The 17,008-nt window shown below is 36.2% G+C and carries 16 protein-coding genes; 5 read left to right on the plus strand and 11 right to left on the minus strand.

Going from position 1 to position 17,008, the window contains the following annotated elements; genetic code table 11:
• Positions 1-147 precede the first annotated feature (147 nt).
• From accA to dnaE, 5 genes are all read right to left on the minus strand, one after another.
• Entirely contained in the window at positions 148-1,107 is a 960-nt protein-coding gene (gene accA, locus LG329_RS03740) for an acetyl-CoA carboxylase carboxyl transferase subunit alpha (protein WP_404453529.1), read from the minus strand.
• Positions 1,104-1,964: an acetyl-CoA carboxylase, carboxyltransferase subunit beta gene (gene accD / locus LG329_RS03745; RefSeq protein ID WP_404453531.1), complete on the minus strand. Its 861-nt coding sequence runs from the start codon at positions 1,962-1,964 to the stop codon at positions 1,104-1,106. Before accD ends, accA begins: the two co-directional genes overlap by 4 nt.
• A gap of 151 nt (positions 1,965-2,115) precedes the next feature.
• Positions 2,116-2,739, minus strand: coding sequence for a FadR/GntR family transcriptional regulator (locus tag LG329_RS03750; RefSeq protein WP_404453533.1), 624 nt, complete (start codon positions 2,737-2,739; stop codon positions 2,116-2,118).
• 19 nt (positions 2,740-2,758) lie between these two features.
• Positions 2,759-3,988: an NADP-dependent malic enzyme gene (locus LG329_RS03755; protein ID WP_404456394.1), complete on the minus strand. Its 1,230-nt coding sequence runs from the start codon at positions 3,986-3,988 to the stop codon at positions 2,759-2,761.
• A 129-nt stretch (positions 3,989-4,117) separates the two neighbouring features.
• Positions 4,118-7,471, minus strand: a complete 3,354-nt coding sequence (dnaE, locus tag LG329_RS03760; protein ID WP_404453535.1) for a DNA polymerase III subunit alpha — start codon at positions 7,469-7,471, stop codon at positions 4,118-4,120.
• 121 nt (positions 7,472-7,592) lie between these two features.
• On the opposite strand from dnaE, the gene LG329_RS03765 reads away from it, so the two are divergent.
• From LG329_RS03765 to LG329_RS03775, 3 genes are all read left to right on the plus strand, one after another.
• Positions 7,593-7,922, plus strand: a complete 330-nt coding sequence (locus tag LG329_RS03765) for a YtrH family sporulation protein (protein ID WP_404453537.1) — start codon at positions 7,593-7,595, stop codon at positions 7,920-7,922.
• The gene (ytrI, locus tag LG329_RS03770; protein ID WP_404453540.1) at positions 7,922-8,422 is read left to right on the plus strand and encodes a sporulation membrane protein YtrI; all 501 of its coding nucleotides are present in this window, start codon (positions 7,922-7,924) and stop codon (positions 8,420-8,422) included. Before LG329_RS03765 ends, ytrI begins: the two co-directional genes overlap by 1 nt.
• A 114-nt stretch (positions 8,423-8,536) precedes the next feature.
• Positions 8,537-8,740, plus strand: a complete 204-nt coding sequence (locus LG329_RS03775) for a hypothetical protein (RefSeq protein ID WP_404453543.1) — start codon at positions 8,537-8,539, stop codon at positions 8,738-8,740.
• 126 nt (positions 8,741-8,866) lie between these two features.
• Here LG329_RS03775 and LG329_RS03780 read toward each other — a convergent pair whose 3' ends face one another.
• Positions 8,867-9,817 carry a bifunctional oligoribonuclease/PAP phosphatase NrnA gene (locus tag LG329_RS03780; protein WP_404453545.1) on the minus strand — a complete coding sequence of 317 codons (951 nt, stop codon included), beginning with the start codon at positions 9,815-9,817 and terminating at the stop codon, positions 8,867-8,869.
• A 123-nt stretch (positions 9,818-9,940) separates the two neighbouring features.
• Between LG329_RS03780 and LG329_RS03785 the strand changes: the two genes are divergently transcribed.
• The gene (locus LG329_RS03785; RefSeq protein WP_404453547.1) at positions 9,941-10,237 is read left to right on the plus strand and encodes a YtpI family protein; all 297 of its coding nucleotides are present in this window, start codon (positions 9,941-9,943) and stop codon (positions 10,235-10,237) included.
• 130 nt (positions 10,238-10,367) lie between these two features.
• Here the strand turns inward: LG329_RS03785 and LG329_RS03790 are convergent, their stop codons facing one another.
• The gene (locus LG329_RS03790) at positions 10,368-11,675 is read right to left on the minus strand and encodes a DRTGG domain-containing protein (RefSeq protein ID WP_404453549.1); all 1,308 of its coding nucleotides are present in this window, start codon (positions 11,673-11,675) and stop codon (positions 10,368-10,370) included.
• A 78-nt stretch (positions 11,676-11,753) separates the two neighbouring features.
• A complete protein-coding gene (locus tag LG329_RS03795; protein WP_404453551.1) occupies positions 11,754-11,975 on the minus strand; it encodes a hypothetical protein in 222 nt (73 codons plus the stop codon).
• A gap of 147 nt (positions 11,976-12,122) precedes the next feature.
• Here LG329_RS03795 and LG329_RS03800 point away from each other — a divergent pair, with 147 nt between their 5' ends.
• Positions 12,123-13,346: an MFS transporter gene (locus LG329_RS03800; RefSeq protein WP_404453554.1), complete on the plus strand. Its 1,224-nt coding sequence runs from the start codon at positions 12,123-12,125 to the stop codon at positions 13,344-13,346.
• Between the two features lie 177 nt (positions 13,347-13,523).
• On the opposite strand, the gene LG329_RS03805 is transcribed toward LG329_RS03800, so the two are convergent.
• The 3 genes from LG329_RS03805 to LG329_RS03815 form a co-directional block, all read right to left on the minus strand.
• Positions 13,524-14,279 (minus strand): prepilin peptidase, encoded by a 756-nt coding sequence (locus tag LG329_RS03805; RefSeq protein ID WP_404453557.1) that lies wholly within the window; start codon positions 14,277-14,279, stop codon positions 13,524-13,526.
• 354 nt (positions 14,280-14,633) lie between these two features.
• A complete protein-coding gene (locus LG329_RS03810; protein WP_404453559.1) occupies positions 14,634-15,314 on the minus strand; it encodes a metal-dependent hydrolase in 681 nt (226 codons plus the stop codon).
• A gap of 48 nt (positions 15,315-15,362) precedes the next feature.
• A complete protein-coding gene (locus LG329_RS03815) occupies positions 15,363-16,913 on the minus strand; it encodes a polyamine aminopropyltransferase (protein ID WP_404453562.1) in 1,551 nt (516 codons plus the stop codon).
• Positions 16,914-17,008: the final 95 nt, after the last annotated feature.

A 17,008-nucleotide genomic window follows, 5' to 3' on the forward strand; every position in this document is an offset into this window, starting at 1 on the left:
TATGTAATTCTTATGCTTTGTTTTAGTACGAAGTAATCAACTATGAGGTTGACGACAGTCAACCTCATTAGAAAACTTGGCTTATCGCCAAGCATTTAATGGCGAAAGCCTTAGTTGCACTTATTTGCTAAGAAAAACGAAAGCATATTATTCTAGTTCCTTATAATCGCCAATCTGCTTATATTTTTCCCATCTGTTTTCGAGCAACTCGTCCTGTTCAATTTCAATTAGCGTTGATAATGATTTTGCTAAAACATCATCTATATAAGAAGCCTGTTGCTTAATATCACGATGAGCCCCGGCTTTTACTTCTGGAATGATTTCATCGATAACACCGAGTTCTTTTAGGTCATAAGAAGTGATCTTCATCGTCTCAGCAGCCTTTTGAGCAAGTCCAGAATCTTTCCATAATAAGGCTGCGGCACCCTCTGGTGAAATGACTGAGTATGTAGAGTTCTCTAGCATATGAATGTGATCCCCAACACCAATAGCAAGTGCTCCACCACTCCCACCTTCACCAATAACAATACAAACTATCGGAACGGTTAGACCAGCCATTTCCATTAAGTTACGAGCAATTGCTTCACTTTGTCCACGTTCTTCAGCTGCTTTACCTGGAAAAGCACCTTTCGTATCAATAAAACAAACGATAGGTCGATTAAACTTCTCCGCTTGCTTCATGTGACGCAATGCTTTTCGGTAGCCTTCCGGATGAGGCATACTAAAGTTACGATGGATATTTTCTTTCGTATCCTTACCACGTTGGTGACCAATCACAGTAATTGGTTTACCATTATAGTTTGCAATACCAGCTACAATTGCTGCATCATCACCAAAAGCACGATCACCGTGAAATTCAATAAAGTCTGTAAATAATTCGTCAATATAGTCTAGTGTTGTTGGGCGTTCCGGATGGCGCGCCATTTGTACACGATTCCAGGGTTTTAAATTTGTATAAATATCATCTTCTAATTTTGTTAACCGCTTTTCAAGTGTATTAATTTCTTCTGATAAATTAATCTCACTATCCTCTGTAAAGCTTTTCAACTCAGTTATCTTTTCTTTAAGATTAACAATCGGCTTTTCAAAATCTAATACTTGCTTCATTCGGAATCCCCACCTTTCTTATGCATGCTAAGCAATGTGGTCAAAGTTTGTTTCATATCATGTCTAGGAATAACTTTATCTAGTTGTCCATGTTCTAGGAGAAACTCTGCCGTTTGAAAATCATCTGGTAACTTTTCCCGAATTGTCTGTTCAATAATTCTTCGTCCAGCAAAGCCAATCAATGCACCAGGTTCAGCAAAGTTATAATCACCGATTGAAGCGAAACTTGCAGATACACCACCAGTTGTTGGGTGTGTCATAATGGATAACATAAGTCCTCCAGCATCGCTGAATCGCTTAATTGCTACGGAGGCCTTTGTCATTTGCATTAAACTAAGTACACCCTCTTGCATCCGAGCGCCACCAGAAGCAGTAAATATAATAATTGGTAATGATTGCTTCCTTGCTTCCTCGACTGCTCGGGCAATCTTTTCGCCTACAACAGAGCCCATGCTTCCCATACGAAATCTGGCATCCATAATACTAATAACTGTAGGATGTCCATCTATCGTACCCTTACCAGTGACAACTGCTTCGTTCAGATCTGTTTTAATTCGATCTTTTTCTAACTTTTCCTCATAACCAGGGAATCCAAGTGGATTATTTGAAATTAAATTTTTATCCCATTCCTGAAAAGAACCTTCATCAAATAAACTATCAATCCGCTCCCAAGCATTTAATTGATGGTGAAAACCACAATTTGGGCAAACGTTTAGATTTTTGTTCATTTCTTTTCGATAAAATATTTTGTGGCATCCTTGACACTTTTTCATTAATCCTTCAGGTACATCCATTTTGCCTTGTTCGCTTGGAATAGATGCATATTTCTTTTTCTTGCCGAAAAAATCCTTAAGCAAGGTAATTCCTCCTTTTCAGAAAACGGGTAGTACTTTTATTAAAAAACTACCATTTAGAGACTTTATGTATGATTATAACGAAACACACAAGTGAAAGTTGTCATAAAATGGCTTTATTCTTTTGACAAATACTGCAGTCATTCCAAATGGATTACGGACCATTTGATTTCTGTGCATTTTCAAATAATGTTTCAATCGCATCATATTTATGGTTTTTATAAAGGCCAATAAGTTCCTCATAAAACATGATATCATAATTAGCTTGCTCCATTGTTAGCGAAAAGTCCTCCATTATGTTCCAAATCCTTGTCAGTAGAAGATTATCTGTTTTATGGAATAATAAACTAAAAAATTGAACATGTTTTTCTTCAAGGTTTTCTTTTACTATCGTTTCTAATTTATGTATATCTTGATGATTAAGTTGATGAATTGCAAGCTTGGCTATTTCTTTTTCAATTATTAATTTTGCAAGTGATAAATCCTGCTTTGTTTTACTGCCCTGCAAAATAAACGATGCTAATAATTCAACCGTTTGATAAGGCTTATAAATACTCAAAAATGTTCCCTGACCGCTACGTGTTTCTAGTAAACCCAGTAATTCCATTGCTCTAAGTGCTTCTCTAATCGATGACCTACCGGCTTGTAAACTTTCTGCAAGATCACGTTCGGAAGGGAGCTTATCTCCAGGCTTTAAATTATTTTCATCTATATAACTTCGAATTTCATTTAAGACAGCTTGGTACACTTTTTGTTTAGGTGACATGGACACAGCCATGACTCCCTCCTTTAATTCTTTACTCTGTATCTATTTGAGTTAATCTTCTTGTTTTCTCAGCAACAGCCTCTGGATCAACGTTAATTCTTGCAACTCCGGATTCCATAGCTGCTTTTGCAACGCTTTTTGCTACAATTGGTGCAACTCTAGCATCAAATGGGGCTGGTATAACGTAATCTTCGTTAAGTTCTTCTTCACTTATCAATGATGCAATCGCTTTTGCAGCAGCCACTTTCATTTTTTCATTGATTCGTGTAGCTCGTACATCGAGAGCCCCACGAAAAATGCCTGGAAAAGCTAATACATTATTAACTTGGTTAGGGAAGTCTGATCTTCCTGTTCCGATTACCCTAGCGCCAGCTGCCTTTGCTTCATCTGGCATTATCTCAGGATCCGGATTAGCCATTGCAAAAATAATTGGATCTGTATTCATCCGCTCAACCATATCTTTTGATAATAATCCACCGACAGATACGCCAACAAATACATCAGTGCCCTCAAGCACTTCTTCAAGTGACCCTTCTTTATTAGCCTTATTCGTCATTTTGGCAACTTGGTCCTTCACATCGTTCATTCCATATGGTCTACCTTCAAATATTGCGCCTTTAGAATCACACATAATTATTTCACGTACACCAAAACTATGAAGTAATTTAATAATAGCAATACCCGCAGCTCCCGCTCCATTTGCCACTACCTTGATATCCGAGAATGATTTACCAACAACTTTTAAAGCATTAATTAAGCCAGCAACAGTAACAATTGCCGTTCCATGTTGGTCATCGTGAAATATTGGAATATTAGTTTCTCTTTTTAGTCTTTCTTCAATGATAAAACAGTTTGGTGCAGCAATATCCTCTAAGTTAACCCCACCAAATGTCGGTTCCATTAATTTTACCGTACGTACAATTTCTTCTATATCATGCGTTGCAAGACATATTGGAAAAGAGTCTACTCCGGCAAAACTTTTAAATAATACAGATTTACCTTCCATTACAGGTAATGCAGCTTCTGGACCTATATTACCAAGTCCAAGTACCGCAGAGCCGTCGCTCACAACTGCAACCATATTACCTTTCATCGTATAATCATATACCTTTTCCTTGTAATCATGTATTTCTTTACATGGTTCTGCAACACCAGGCGAATAAGCCAAACTTAAATCTCTAGCGTTACGAATAGGTACCTTTGATTGTATAGTTAACTTACCTTTATGTGATTTATGCATTTGAAGTGCTTCATCTCTCATATTAGACACGTCTCATTCGCTCCTTTTGGCAATAGTAGTTTTATCGCTGACCGTTAAAGTGGTCAGACCACTAGATTATTACATTATAACAGATGATATTTGTGTGTAAAGTCTAGAGGCACAGCCAAATCACTCTGTTTTTAAGACCACATTCTCTTCTCCAAAATATTGCCTTAATTCTCGTAAACAATAAGTAGTTGATTGCATAAAAAAGTCACTAGCTAATTGGTAAGTTTGCTTTTTATCTTCTCTATGAATGATTACGGGTGTGTTTCCAGGATGATTCGTTGCAATCTTTTTCAAGATCAGTAATACATCATTACTATTATTCTCATTAAATTTTATAAAAAGTCGTTGATTCGACTTGGAATCAAGTTCTTCCTCGTTAAATTGATGAACATCTTGAAGTAACCATTGATTTTTATTGTTACGTGATTCAATTTTACCTGTTATAAAAACCATAACTTCTTCATCCAGCCACCGATTTATATCTCGAAATACGTCTGGGAAAATTACCGCTTCCATGTCACTTGTTTCGTCACTGATTGTAATGAATGCCATGGGATCTCCGCGCTTTGTTCGAATAGTTTTCATAGCTTGTATAATACCAGCGCTTTTTATGTTACGTTCTCCAGGCTTCTTGTTTGCTTGATTCAAGGTGATATAGCCATTCCCTCTAAGTTGCTGTCGATAACTTGCTAATGGATGACTTGAAATATAAATTCCTATCAACTCTTTTTCATCAGCTAACTTCTTCATCAAACTAAAGTCCTCGATTTCTACGTAAGTTGCCTCTAAATCCATTTTATCCTGAAACAAGCTTGGCTGATCAGCAAATTCACGAAATAATTCGCCTTGTTCCATTGCGTGATCAATGGATGCTAAAAGACTTGCACGATTATGATAGGTTTCATCAAAAGCTCCAACCATTATTAAGAGTTCCATTGTCTGGCGATTTACTAGCTTTGTAGAAATACGTAAACAAAAATCAAAAATGTTCTTAAAAGGTCCAGACTTACGAGCACGTACAATTTCCTTAACAGCTTGATTACCGACTCCTTTAATGGATAAAAGTCCCATTCGGATTTGACCGTTATCGACTGTATATTTACCAAAACTATTATTAATGCTTGGCGGTTGAAATACAAGCCCGAAGTCTTTTGCTTCATGTCGATATTGGTGCACTTTTTCTTGTTGGTTCGAACTTGCGCTTAGTAATTCAGCAAAAAAGTTAGTCGGGTAATGAGCTTTCAAATTAGCAAGTTGGTACGATATTTTACTATACGCAACTGCATGACTTCGATTAAATCCATAGTTTGAAAATTGAACAATCCAATTGAAGATTTCTGTTGCAACCGCTACGTTATATCCGTTCTCTAAACAACCAGAAATGAACGATTCTTTTTGCTCATTCATTAGTTCATGCTGCTTTTTGCTAACGGCCCTTCGTAAAATATCCGCTTTCCCAAGTGAGAAGCCCGCAATTCGATTAGCGATTTGCATAATTTGTTCTTGGTAGATTAATACACCATATGTTTTCTTAAGGATTGGCTCCAAATCTGGATGTGGATAATTAATGGTTGATTGATTATGCTTTCTACTTATATAATCAGGTATATTTTCCATTGGACCAGGACGATAAAGTGCGTTCACCGCGACAATATCTTCAAATGATGTTGGTTTTAATTTCGTTAAGACCTGTTTCATGCCGTCCGATTCTAACTGAAATACACCATTAGTCATACCGGACTGTAATAGTTTAAAAGTGGCATCATCATCATCCGGGAGATGCGCGAGATTGATTTGTTTTTTATGTGTTTTTGCAATTGATTTAATTACACGTTCCAATAACGTTAGGTTCCGTAGTCCTAAGAAATCCATTTTCAATAACCCTACTGATTCCAATTCATTCATTGGGTATTGAGTTAAAAGCGTATCGCTCGATCCCATTGTAAGCGGAATATGTTCTACAAGTGGTTTCTCGCTTATTACAACTCCAGCAGCATGCGTGGAAACATGTCTTGGTAAACCTTCAAGCGTAAGCGCAATTGTAAATAATGATTTTAGTGAAGTTGACTGTTTAATATACATCTTTAAATCATTCGATTCCTGAATATAGGCAAGTAATGATTTGTTTGCCTGAACTGGTATTTCTTTTAATAAAAAGTAAGCATCCTGTTGATCTATTCCCATAGTTTTAATTAACTCACGTAACAAAGAGCGGGCTGCAAATGTACCGAATGTAATAATTTGCGCAACATGTTCTGCTCCGTATTTATTCCGAACATACTCGATAACCTCGTCCCGGCGATTATCGGAAAAATCGATATCTATATCTGGCATCGTGATTCGTTCAGGATTGAGAAATCGTTCAAAAAGTAAATGATGTTTAATTGGATCCACATCTGTGATAGATAAAACAAATGCAACTAATGAGCCTGCAGCAGATCCACGCCCGGGTCCAACAACAATGTCATGTTGTTTTGCATAGTTAATGAAATCCCAAACGATTAAAAAATAATCACTAAACCCCATTGAATTAATAATAGATAGTTCGTAACGCAAACGCTCTTTTATCTCATTGGTAATCAATGTAAACTTTTTCTCCAAGTTATCCCAGCATTGTTCTTCTAAGTATGTATGAGCATCCTTGTTCTCCGGTACTGGAAAAGCTGGTAACAATCGTTCATCGAAGCTTAATTCTACATTACACTTTTCCATAACTCTATTAGTTTCCTCTAATACTTCTGGCCAATGTAATCCAAATAAAGTGTTCATTTCATCTGCTGATCGTAAATGATGATTTTTAGTCATTGGGTTATTGCTTGGAACCCACCGTTGCCCATTTTTCATTGCTTGAAGACAATCATATGCATGATTATCTTTTTCATCTAGATATTTCACACCATTAATTGCAACGATTTTCACTTGGCTTTGATTGGAATACTCATGTAGTGATTGGTGCAATTTTCTTTCTTGATCTGTACCATGGTTTTCAATACCTAAATAGAAGTCACCTGCTTCAAATATCTGTTTCCAATTATTAATGTAGTCCTCAATTTGTTCAAATGATTGATTTTCAAATCGACTAACCATTTCCTTGCTACTTGTTGGTAATATTCCAATTAAATTCCGCGTATATTTATTTAGTTGAGCTAATTCGATATAGTTGTTATTGCTTGTTTGAATTTCGGTACTTAGTTTCATTAATTGCTGGTAACCTTGATTATTTTTTGCTAGTAACGTGCAAATACTTTCATCCATATTCTCATCTATTATATGTACGTTCATTCCGATTATAGGTTTAATCCCGTGCTTCTTGCACGCTTTATAGAATGGAATAGCGCCGTATAATATTTGGTCATCTGTCAATGCCAGAGCCTGAAAATTATGTTCTAGTGCCTTTTTTACAAGCTTATCAATCGTAATGGTACTTTCCATTAAACTATATCCACTTTTAACCTGTAAATGCGTAAATGACATACTATCCCACCTTTCATTCCCTTCTCTTTATTATAACGAAGCACAATGCTCTTGCACAATTCATATCTCGTCCAATTTAATCATATAGTTAAAGTAGTCTACCTTGCGGGGAGCGTATATTATGGAAGAACGATTTTTTGCTACATTTATACATTGCTATTTTATCGCGTTTGGAGTCATTATCGGAGGTACTATAATCGGCAGCGTGGGCTCTTTTATTACCGGAGATGCACCAGTAACGGCTATTACACGTCTAGCTAAAAGTTTGCGTATTTGGGCAATCGTTGCGGCTATCGGTGGAACATTTGATGCTATCGCTAAATTTGAAAGAGGGCTTGATGGATCAACAATTGATGTTTTTAAACAAGTCTTATTAATAGTAGCTGCCATGGGTGGAGTAAAATCAGCCATGTTACTCTTATCATGGGCTATCCAACAGGAGATTGAATAATGCATATTCCTCCATATCATAAGCGGAAAAGTTGGCAGCGGTTTATGGTCGGTACATTTTTTGGTGCAATAATAGCATATTGTGTGCTTCTTTATATGTATGGTTCTATGTACGAAAATTTAATGGAAGAAAACCTGGAGCTCAAGTCACAGGTAACCGATTTACAGGACCAGAACGAAGCTTTACTAAAAGATAAGGAAAACCTTAACCAACAGACAAAGGAATCTGATACGGTACAAACAATCGAAATAAGTATTACAAATGAAAAAGAATTGAAGGACAAATTAATTGTACACCAACTTGAGCAACTTATTAAAGAAGAAATATCGCATATTGTTGGTCAAGACATCCGTACCGTATATGATAGTAATCAATTATTAATGTCAACAATTGAAAACAAAAGGTTTACAGTTGATGAAATGACATATACATTCACGATCGAAAAATTATTAATAGCTGCAACAGTAGAGATAACGATGGAAGCTGAAATTGAGAGTTAAGAAAAGCGCAGACTTTCATTTATACTTTCCTTACTCTTAAAAAAATTTTTAATTTTTATAGGCACATTTATGATTCTTTTCATATACTATTTTATTCGAAAGGAGTGGGTTCGTATGTTTATTATGAATCAAAAGCGAATTAAGGAAGAAAAGGTAAACCAATTAAGAAATGGTTTGACAGCATATGCAGAATCACATGAATTAATTCGGTTAATAAAACGAGATATACAAAAATATGAACTAAGTGTACATTGTGATGAAGCTCCTTCAGGGTGCTGGTTCATACCACTTCATAACGAAAGCGGAAATGCCTGTTAAGCGAATTATAGATTGTACTCATGCGACGACTTATTGAGGACGTAAAAAAGGAAATCCACTGACTAATTGAAATGCTAAGAAGTTATCAATCTAAAGCAAAAGAAGCGCTGTATCAGCACTTCTTTTTTAGTATGTATAAGATATACATGCTTGATCAAGATCATGAATGACCTGCTCAACCGCTTCCCATGAATCAACAGATGCACCAGCTGCCATTGGATGACCGCCACCATTGTATTTTGCAGCAATCGTATTAATTACTGGACCTTTTGAGCGCAGGCGAACACGAATTAAATCATCTTCTTCTTCAATAAAAAATGCCCATGCCTTAATTCCTTCTACATCTCCCAATACCCCTACCAATTGACCTGTCTCCATAATATTCACGTCAAATTTATTTAATATCGCCTTTGTTAATTTAATTGTGCTCATACCCGAATCAGACAACTTATAATTCTGCAAAATATAACCGCGTAACCTAGCTATTGTTTCCTTTGTATTATAAATTCCATCATACAATGCGGAACGATCAAAATTATAGGTTACAAGTTCTGCCGCATATTGAAATGTCTTTTTAGTAGTACTCGGGAATAAAAACCTTCCAGTATCGCCAACTATTCCTCCGTAAATAAGTCTAGCTGCCTGATCGTTCATTTTATATCCCTGGTTTTTTGCATATAAAAAAAGATCATAAATAATTTCACTTGTTGAGCTTGCTTCTGTATCAACTGACATGATATCCCCATATTCATCTACATTAGGATGATGATCGATTTTAATTAGCATATCGCCTATATCATATCGTGTATCATCAATTCGCGCAGCATTTGCAGTATCACAAACAATAACAAGTGCTTCTTTATAAAAGTCGTCATCAATCGTATCCATTTCTATTAAAAATGTTAAGGATGGATCCGCTGAACCAACGATATAAACATTTTTTGATGGATATGTTTCTTTAATCAAATGCATTAGTCCACCTTGGGATCCAAGTGCATCTGGATCAGGGCGAACGTGACGATGAATAATAATTGTGTCATGATTTTCTATTGCCTGTACTAGTAGATCAAAGTTCATATTTTACACTTCCATTCTTATTAACGTATAGACATTACTTCTAGCAAAATTCAATAAAACAAGCTACAATGTAAAAAGGATTTCTTGATATATCCCTCAAAAATATTTTACGGAGTAGATTAAATGGAAATGATATTCCCAATTCTTATTACATTATCACTTGTGTTTTTTGTGTATTATAAAGTTGCTATTCTAAAAAGTGATGATAAACTAACCCAAGCATATCTTAACGCAAAATCAAGGATTTGTCTCGGTGGTTTTATTTTCTTTTTCGCAGTTAACCAATACATATTTTATCAAACACAAATTTCATTATTCATAGGTATTGTGTTTCTAATACTTGGTGGAATGCAACTATTACGTGGCTTCAAAGAAGCAAAGCATTACAAAGCTGAATGGCAACGACTAAACAAGGAATAAAGAAAAGCGGCAGTGCTACCTCAAGGGGTAGGACACTACAGCTAAACAGGCAAGCTGACTAAAAACAAGTCAGCTTTTTTATCGTCCAGGTCATACGGCAATAACCAGGCGCTTGCGCTTTTGTTCTCGTCTAACGGTCAATTAATTGGGCCATCAATAAACCTTTCCCAACCATTTTTTTATCATTAAATACCTCAATGTCTATTTTTGCATAGATTCTCCCAACCTCAAGCAATTTTGGTTTAATTATAATCTTACTATCGATTTGTACAGGCTTCATAAAATAAACAGTGATATTCTCCACGACTAAATCACCTTTTTTCACCTGTAACAACAACCGACTGCTTGCTTCTGAAATTAGTGAAGTAAAAACACCATTTGATAATGTCCCTAGTTGATTTGTCATCTGTGGTGTAATATCTGTTTGAAAAATAGTCTGTTCTGCGTCAAGCGACTCTAAATTGCGTGCGATTATATCGTCAATTGTCTCGCCTACTTGTGGTTGACGCTGAATTTGCTGTAATGCTTTCAATACATCTTGTCTTGATACAAGGCCTTGTAATTTATTCGACTGATCCACAACTGGCATAACCTCAATACCCTCCCAAATCATCATATGGGCAACATAAGCTAACGAGGTCTTTGCTTGGACAACATGCGGTCGCTTCGTCATTACTTTTTCTACTGCAGTTTGGCCATCCTTCCCAATTACATCCTTCGAGGTTACCATTCCCACTACTCGCTGTTTGTCATCGACAACAGGAAACCTGGAATGTGTCGATTTACCATTAAGTGTATACCATTTTTCTAATACGTCTTTCGCATCTAAATAATAAGCATTTTCAATTGGTGTAAATATATCATCGACAAAAACAATTTCTTTTTTTATCAATTGATCATAAATGGCACGATTAATCATTGCTGCAACCGTAAAAGTATCATAGCTTGTTGACATGATCGGAATTTCTTTTTCATCAGCAAGCCGCTTAATATGTTCTTCTGTGTCAAAACCACCAGTAATAAGAACTGCTGCACCTTCTTGTACAGCAAGCTCATGTGCCTTTACCCGGTTTCCAACTATTAATAGTGAATCACGTTCAGTATATCGCATCATAGCATCTAATTTCATAGCACCTATTACAAATTTGCTTAATGTTTTGTGTAAACCTGTTTGCCCGCCTAAAACTTGTCCATCAACAATATTAATAACTTCAGCAAAGGTCAATCGTTCAAAGTTTTCTTTCTTTTTCCGTTCAATACGTATGGTTCCAACCCGCTCAATCGTACTTACTAACCCTTGATTTTCCGCTTCTTTAATCGCCCGGTAAGCAGTACCTTCACTGACATTTAAATCCTTTGCTACTTGACGAACAGATATTTTATTTCCAATCCCTAAAGTGCCAATATGCTGAATGATTTGCTCATGTTTCGTTGCCACCCAGTCATCACCAACTTTCAACTGTACTAGTGTAAATTATGGTATTAATTATACAGTTGAATTGGTCAAACCTCAATGTTAAAGCCTTTGTCGTTGTCTAGTTCTTTCCTGTTCCATAGATGGTGGCTCTGTAATTCGTAAAAGTGTTGCACTATTTGCAGCTACAACTAATAAAAATAAAACCAACCACATTCCCCAAAACATAGCCTCTAATGAGGTTACCGCAGTCGGAATGATTGGCCATGCAAAGTATAAGAAGAAGCATGCTAATAATAAACGTAAAACAGCATAGTGTCGCATAAAATTCCCTCCTTGTTCCTATGGTTTACTATATGATTAGACAGGCCATTTCAGAACACAGGAAAAAAGTAGTAAAAATCATTCTAGGATAAAGAACATGAAAAGCGTGAATAGTAAAGATAGTACAGTTAGAAAGGAAGCTTGTGCATGGAAAATAGGCCTGAACAAAGTAATGAAGTTCATGAAAAAAGATGGGCAATTGTTTCAATGGCATCCATTCCATTAATTATGACACTTGGAAATTCTATGTTAATTCCCGTATTACCCATAATGGAGGAAGAGTTGGGAATTTCAAAGCTACAGTCCAGCTACATAATTAGTGTGTATTCAATCGTAGCAATTTTTCTAATTCCAATAGCTGGCTATCTCTCCGATCGGTATGGAAGAAAAAATGTCATTATTCCATCTTTATTTATCGCAGGAATAGGAGCTTTGATAGCTGGATGGGCATCCTGGAAAATGAGTGATCCTTTCTTATTTATAATTATAGGTAGGGTTCTTCAAGGCATAGGCGCCTCGGGAACTGCTCCTATAGTTTTACCGCTGGTAGGAGACATGTTTCAAAAAGACAAGGATATCAGTTCAACCTTAGGTATCATTGAAACCTCTAATACATTTGGAAAAGTATTAAGTCCAATTCTTGGGTCTGTGTTAGCAGGAATTATATGGTTTTTACCTTTCTTTTCTATTCCTCTATTCTGTCTTATATCCGTTATGCTCATTATTTTTTTGGTTAAAAAACCTAAAGATGAAGAAAAAGGGCCAAGTTTTAAGGAATTTAAACAAAATACGAAAAAAGTATTTCAAGAACATAAACGGTGGCTTCTTGCCATATTTGTAATAGGAGCTATTTTAATGTTTATTTTGTTTGGAATTCTTTTTTACCTTTCCAGTATTTTGGAAGAGGTATATGACTTTAAAGGAATTAAGAAAGGTTTATTTCTTGCTGTCCCACTTGCCGCGCTATGTTTAGCATCATTTATAGCTGGTAAAAAAATAAAAGACAATTTAGTTTTGATGAAATGGATTACGTTTGTTGGAATTGTAGTGGCTGGTGGTGCAGTGATAGCTATACGCTTTTCTGATCAATTTATCTATGTAATCATTGTTTTCCTTATTTGCGGTGTAGGGATTGGAGCTGTACTACCTTGTATGGATGCATTGATAACGGAAAGTATCAATAAGGACGTAAGAGGTACGATTACTTCTATATACAGTTCAGCACGTTTTATTGGAGTGGCTGGCGGTCCCCCTGCTATTGCATTATTAATGAAACAGGATTTAACTTGGTTGGTTAGCCTGCTTTCCATTTTAGCACTCATAGCTGCTTTCCTAGCCTTTAAAAAGATAAAGCCAGAAGCAGATAATTGAAATAAGGCGTAAAACCTTCTAAAGAATTACTTGGTTTTACGCCGTTATACGAAAAGTTGGATATGGTTGTAAATTTTTTATTTTTAATAAAAGTAACATCCGGCGAGACATTCTGAATAGCCTTGTTATATCTTTAATTGACTTCGAATCGTTATTTTTCTCAATCCTCCATAACACCTATATATAAAATTGCATATACCAATCAATGATAGAATCGCCATAAAAATATGCGATAATTGCTGCAACGACAATGTATGGACCAAATGGTATCGGTTGTTTTCGATCGATTATTTTGGAAAGTAGTAATAGACTTCCAACAAAGGCTCCAATTATTGTTGATAGAAAAAATACAAGTAAAATATGATTCAACCCTAAGACAATGCCAAGCACTCCAAATAACTTCATATCACCCGCTCCCATTCCACCCTTACTGAGAAGGATGATAATGGCGGTGATCCCAAGTCCTGCAATAGCTCCAGTTATTGAAGTCAGCCACGAATCTAATGGTTGTACTAAACGCATCACAATAAATAATGGTAAAAAGAAAAGAAGGACTTTGTTCGGTATAAGCATATATTTTATATCAGACACAAAGATAATCATTAACATGGAAACGAGTAATAAGGCTGTAATTAATTCAAGATCAAGTCCAATTTTCGCAAAACCTAGAGCAAAAAGTATACCAGTCACGAGTTCCACAACTGGATAAATAGTCGATATAGTGGTTTTACAATGTCGGCATTTACCAATTTGTGTAGCAAACGATAAAACAGGAACCAATTCGTACCAAGCTAGTGTGTGATTACATTGAGGGCAAATAGAACGATCATTTGCGAATGGTTGTTTTTGTGGGAGACGCAAGCCAACAACATTGAAAAATGAACCAAAAATGAGTCCTAGAATGAAGAATAAGATGATTAATGTGATTTCCATGAGTTCTCTCCTTAAATAATAATTGGAACAAAACGCCCTGCAACAAATCGATGCAGAGCGTTAAAAAATTATGGTTTCATATATCTAACTATCTGTGTTTTCCCCTAGTCTCTAGGTATTCTTCTAATAGTCGGAACCGATATCGCTACAAGAATATCTAAAATGGCTCTAACTTGCTTAGGTTTAACTAAGCCTTTTCTCTCTTCAGATAACCCCTATACTCTAGGTACAGGTTATCTTTCACCATATCCTACCTTAGTCTTGCTATTATTATAGTCTATCATTTGCCAAATATCTACACATATACGATCCTAAAAAAACAATAAGTGTGAGCCTAATTGCTCACACTTATCTTTATAACTCCATTACCTCTCCAATATTCATTACCTTACCTTTACCATTTTTAACTTTACTAGCGAACTCATCCGGATTTTGCTCAATTACTGGAAATGTATTGTAATGGACAGGTACGACTATCTTAGAGTTTATCCAGTCCGCTGCCACTAGTGCATCCTCTGGCCCCATCGTAAAATTATCGCCTATTGGTACGAATGCCACATCAATGTCATTCATCTCACCAATTAATTTTAAGTCAGAAAACAATCCCGTGTCACCTAGATGGTAGATAGTTTTCCCGTTTACTGTCAGTAAGACCCCTGCAGGCATGCCTGTATAGATCGTAGTTCCATCATCCTCTGTAAATGCAGAGCCATGAAACGCTTGCGTAAACTTAACTTTACCAAAGTCAAATGTATGCCCGCCACCTATATGCATGGGATGTGTATTCAACCCTTTTGAACCTAAGTATTCTGCTAATTCGAATGGTGCGACTACTAATGCATCATTTCTTTTTGCCATTTCAATTGTATCTCCCACATGATCGTTATGACCATGTGTAAGCAAAATTACATCTGCTTTTACTGAACTGGCATCTAAGTCACAAGCATCGTTACCTGATATAAATGGATCGATTAAAATGGTGTGTGTACCTGTCTCGAGTTTGACAACTGAATGTCCATGATAAGATAATTTCAACGTAATCTCTCCTTTTAATTTTTCACCTGTATCTAACTCTTTACCCGTTTAATAATTTTTCCATGCATGTTCATACAAACGAATTAAATTCGGATCAATTAAAGTGTTTGGTACCAACGTGAATTTTTCACCTTTTTCATTCACAATCTTACTATCTTCATCTTTCCCAAATAGTGTTAATCCCACTAGCATATCGGATTTCAAAAACTCTGTTTCAACATTAATAGACAAATTTTCCAGATGAATTTCATCACGACTTGCCATCACAAATCCCCAGTTTCCGAAACTAGGAACATCGACATGTAGGTTTTCTGTATATAATCCAGTTGATTTTACAGTCTCTGAAATTGTCCAATACACTTTAGTTGCAAAAACTGGACTTGTTGATTGGATCATTGTTGCTCCACCTGGTTTTAAGTGGTTCCTGATTAACGAATAAAACTCTTTGGTGTAAAGTTTATTTAAACTTTCATTATTTGGGTCTGGTAAATCAACAATAATGACGTCATACCACTCTTCTGTTGTCTCCAGATAGCTAAATGCGTCTTTGTGAATCACTTCCACTTTATCATTGTACAGTGACCTTTCATTTAATTGTAATAGCCGCTGATTAGATTTAGCTAGATTAACAACGGCAGGGTCCAAATCTACAAGTGTAACCTGTTCAACATCCTTATACTGCAGAATTTCTTTAGCAGCAATACCGTCCCCGCCACCTAGAATTAATACATTTTCGTGTGATTTTGCTTGGGCCATTGTTGGATGTACAAGAACCTCGTGATACCTGTACTCGTCAGTCGAACTAAATTGAAGGGATCCATTAAGATAGAGTCTTGTATCACCCTCGTCCTGGGTCAGGATAATTTTTTGATACGCACTTTGTTCCATGTATACAATTGGGTCTTTGTAAAGTTTTTGTTCGAATGTAAAAGCCATTGCCTCTCCAAAGAATACCCCAATAATTAATAATATCGCGATTATAATTCCAAACGTTGCGTGTACTGTAAAGTTCTTAATCTCTTTCCGAAATAACCATAATATTGTTAAGGCAACTGCCAGGTTAATGCAACCAACTAGAAAAGCAGACTTTACCATCCCAAATTGCGGACGTAATAAAAATACAAATAAGAGGCCACCAACCAGTCCCCCGGCATAATCCGAGAACAGAACACGTGCAGTACTCTTATTCAGGGTTACGCCAATCTCATTGGCTTTTCTAATAAGTATTGGCAGCTCAATCCCGGTTAACCCACCAACCAATAGTGTAATAAAATATAAATAAAATGCATCTGTACCGTATGGTGCGAAGGCCGTAATACCAAACATTGTAAAGCTTGAAAATCCACCTATTATAGCTACGCCAAATTCAATCCAAACAAATGTTAAGATGAGGTTTTTCATAACCTTTTCACTAAGACTAGCTCCGATACCCATTCCAGTTAAAAACAAGGAAATGGTTAATGTATATTGCTTCACACCATCTCCCAATATGTATGATCCCAATGCTCCAAACAAAACTTCAAAAATAATGCCACAAATAGATACAATACCAGATGCCCAGTATATCATCTTACTTTTTCTAACTGCCAGATCGTTCATTTTTTACCACTCCATGCTTATAAAACCAATTTAAGAAAAGCGCAAGCGCCCTGGTCAGCCCCGACAAGTTTAAGACGAATATCTTAGTGATGATT

Origin of the sequence: Virgibacillus necropolis (genome assembly GCF_044793635.1) — a bacterium.
Lineage (GTDB): Bacteria > Bacillota > Bacilli > Bacillales > Amphibacillaceae > Virgibacillus_F > Virgibacillus_F necropolis_A.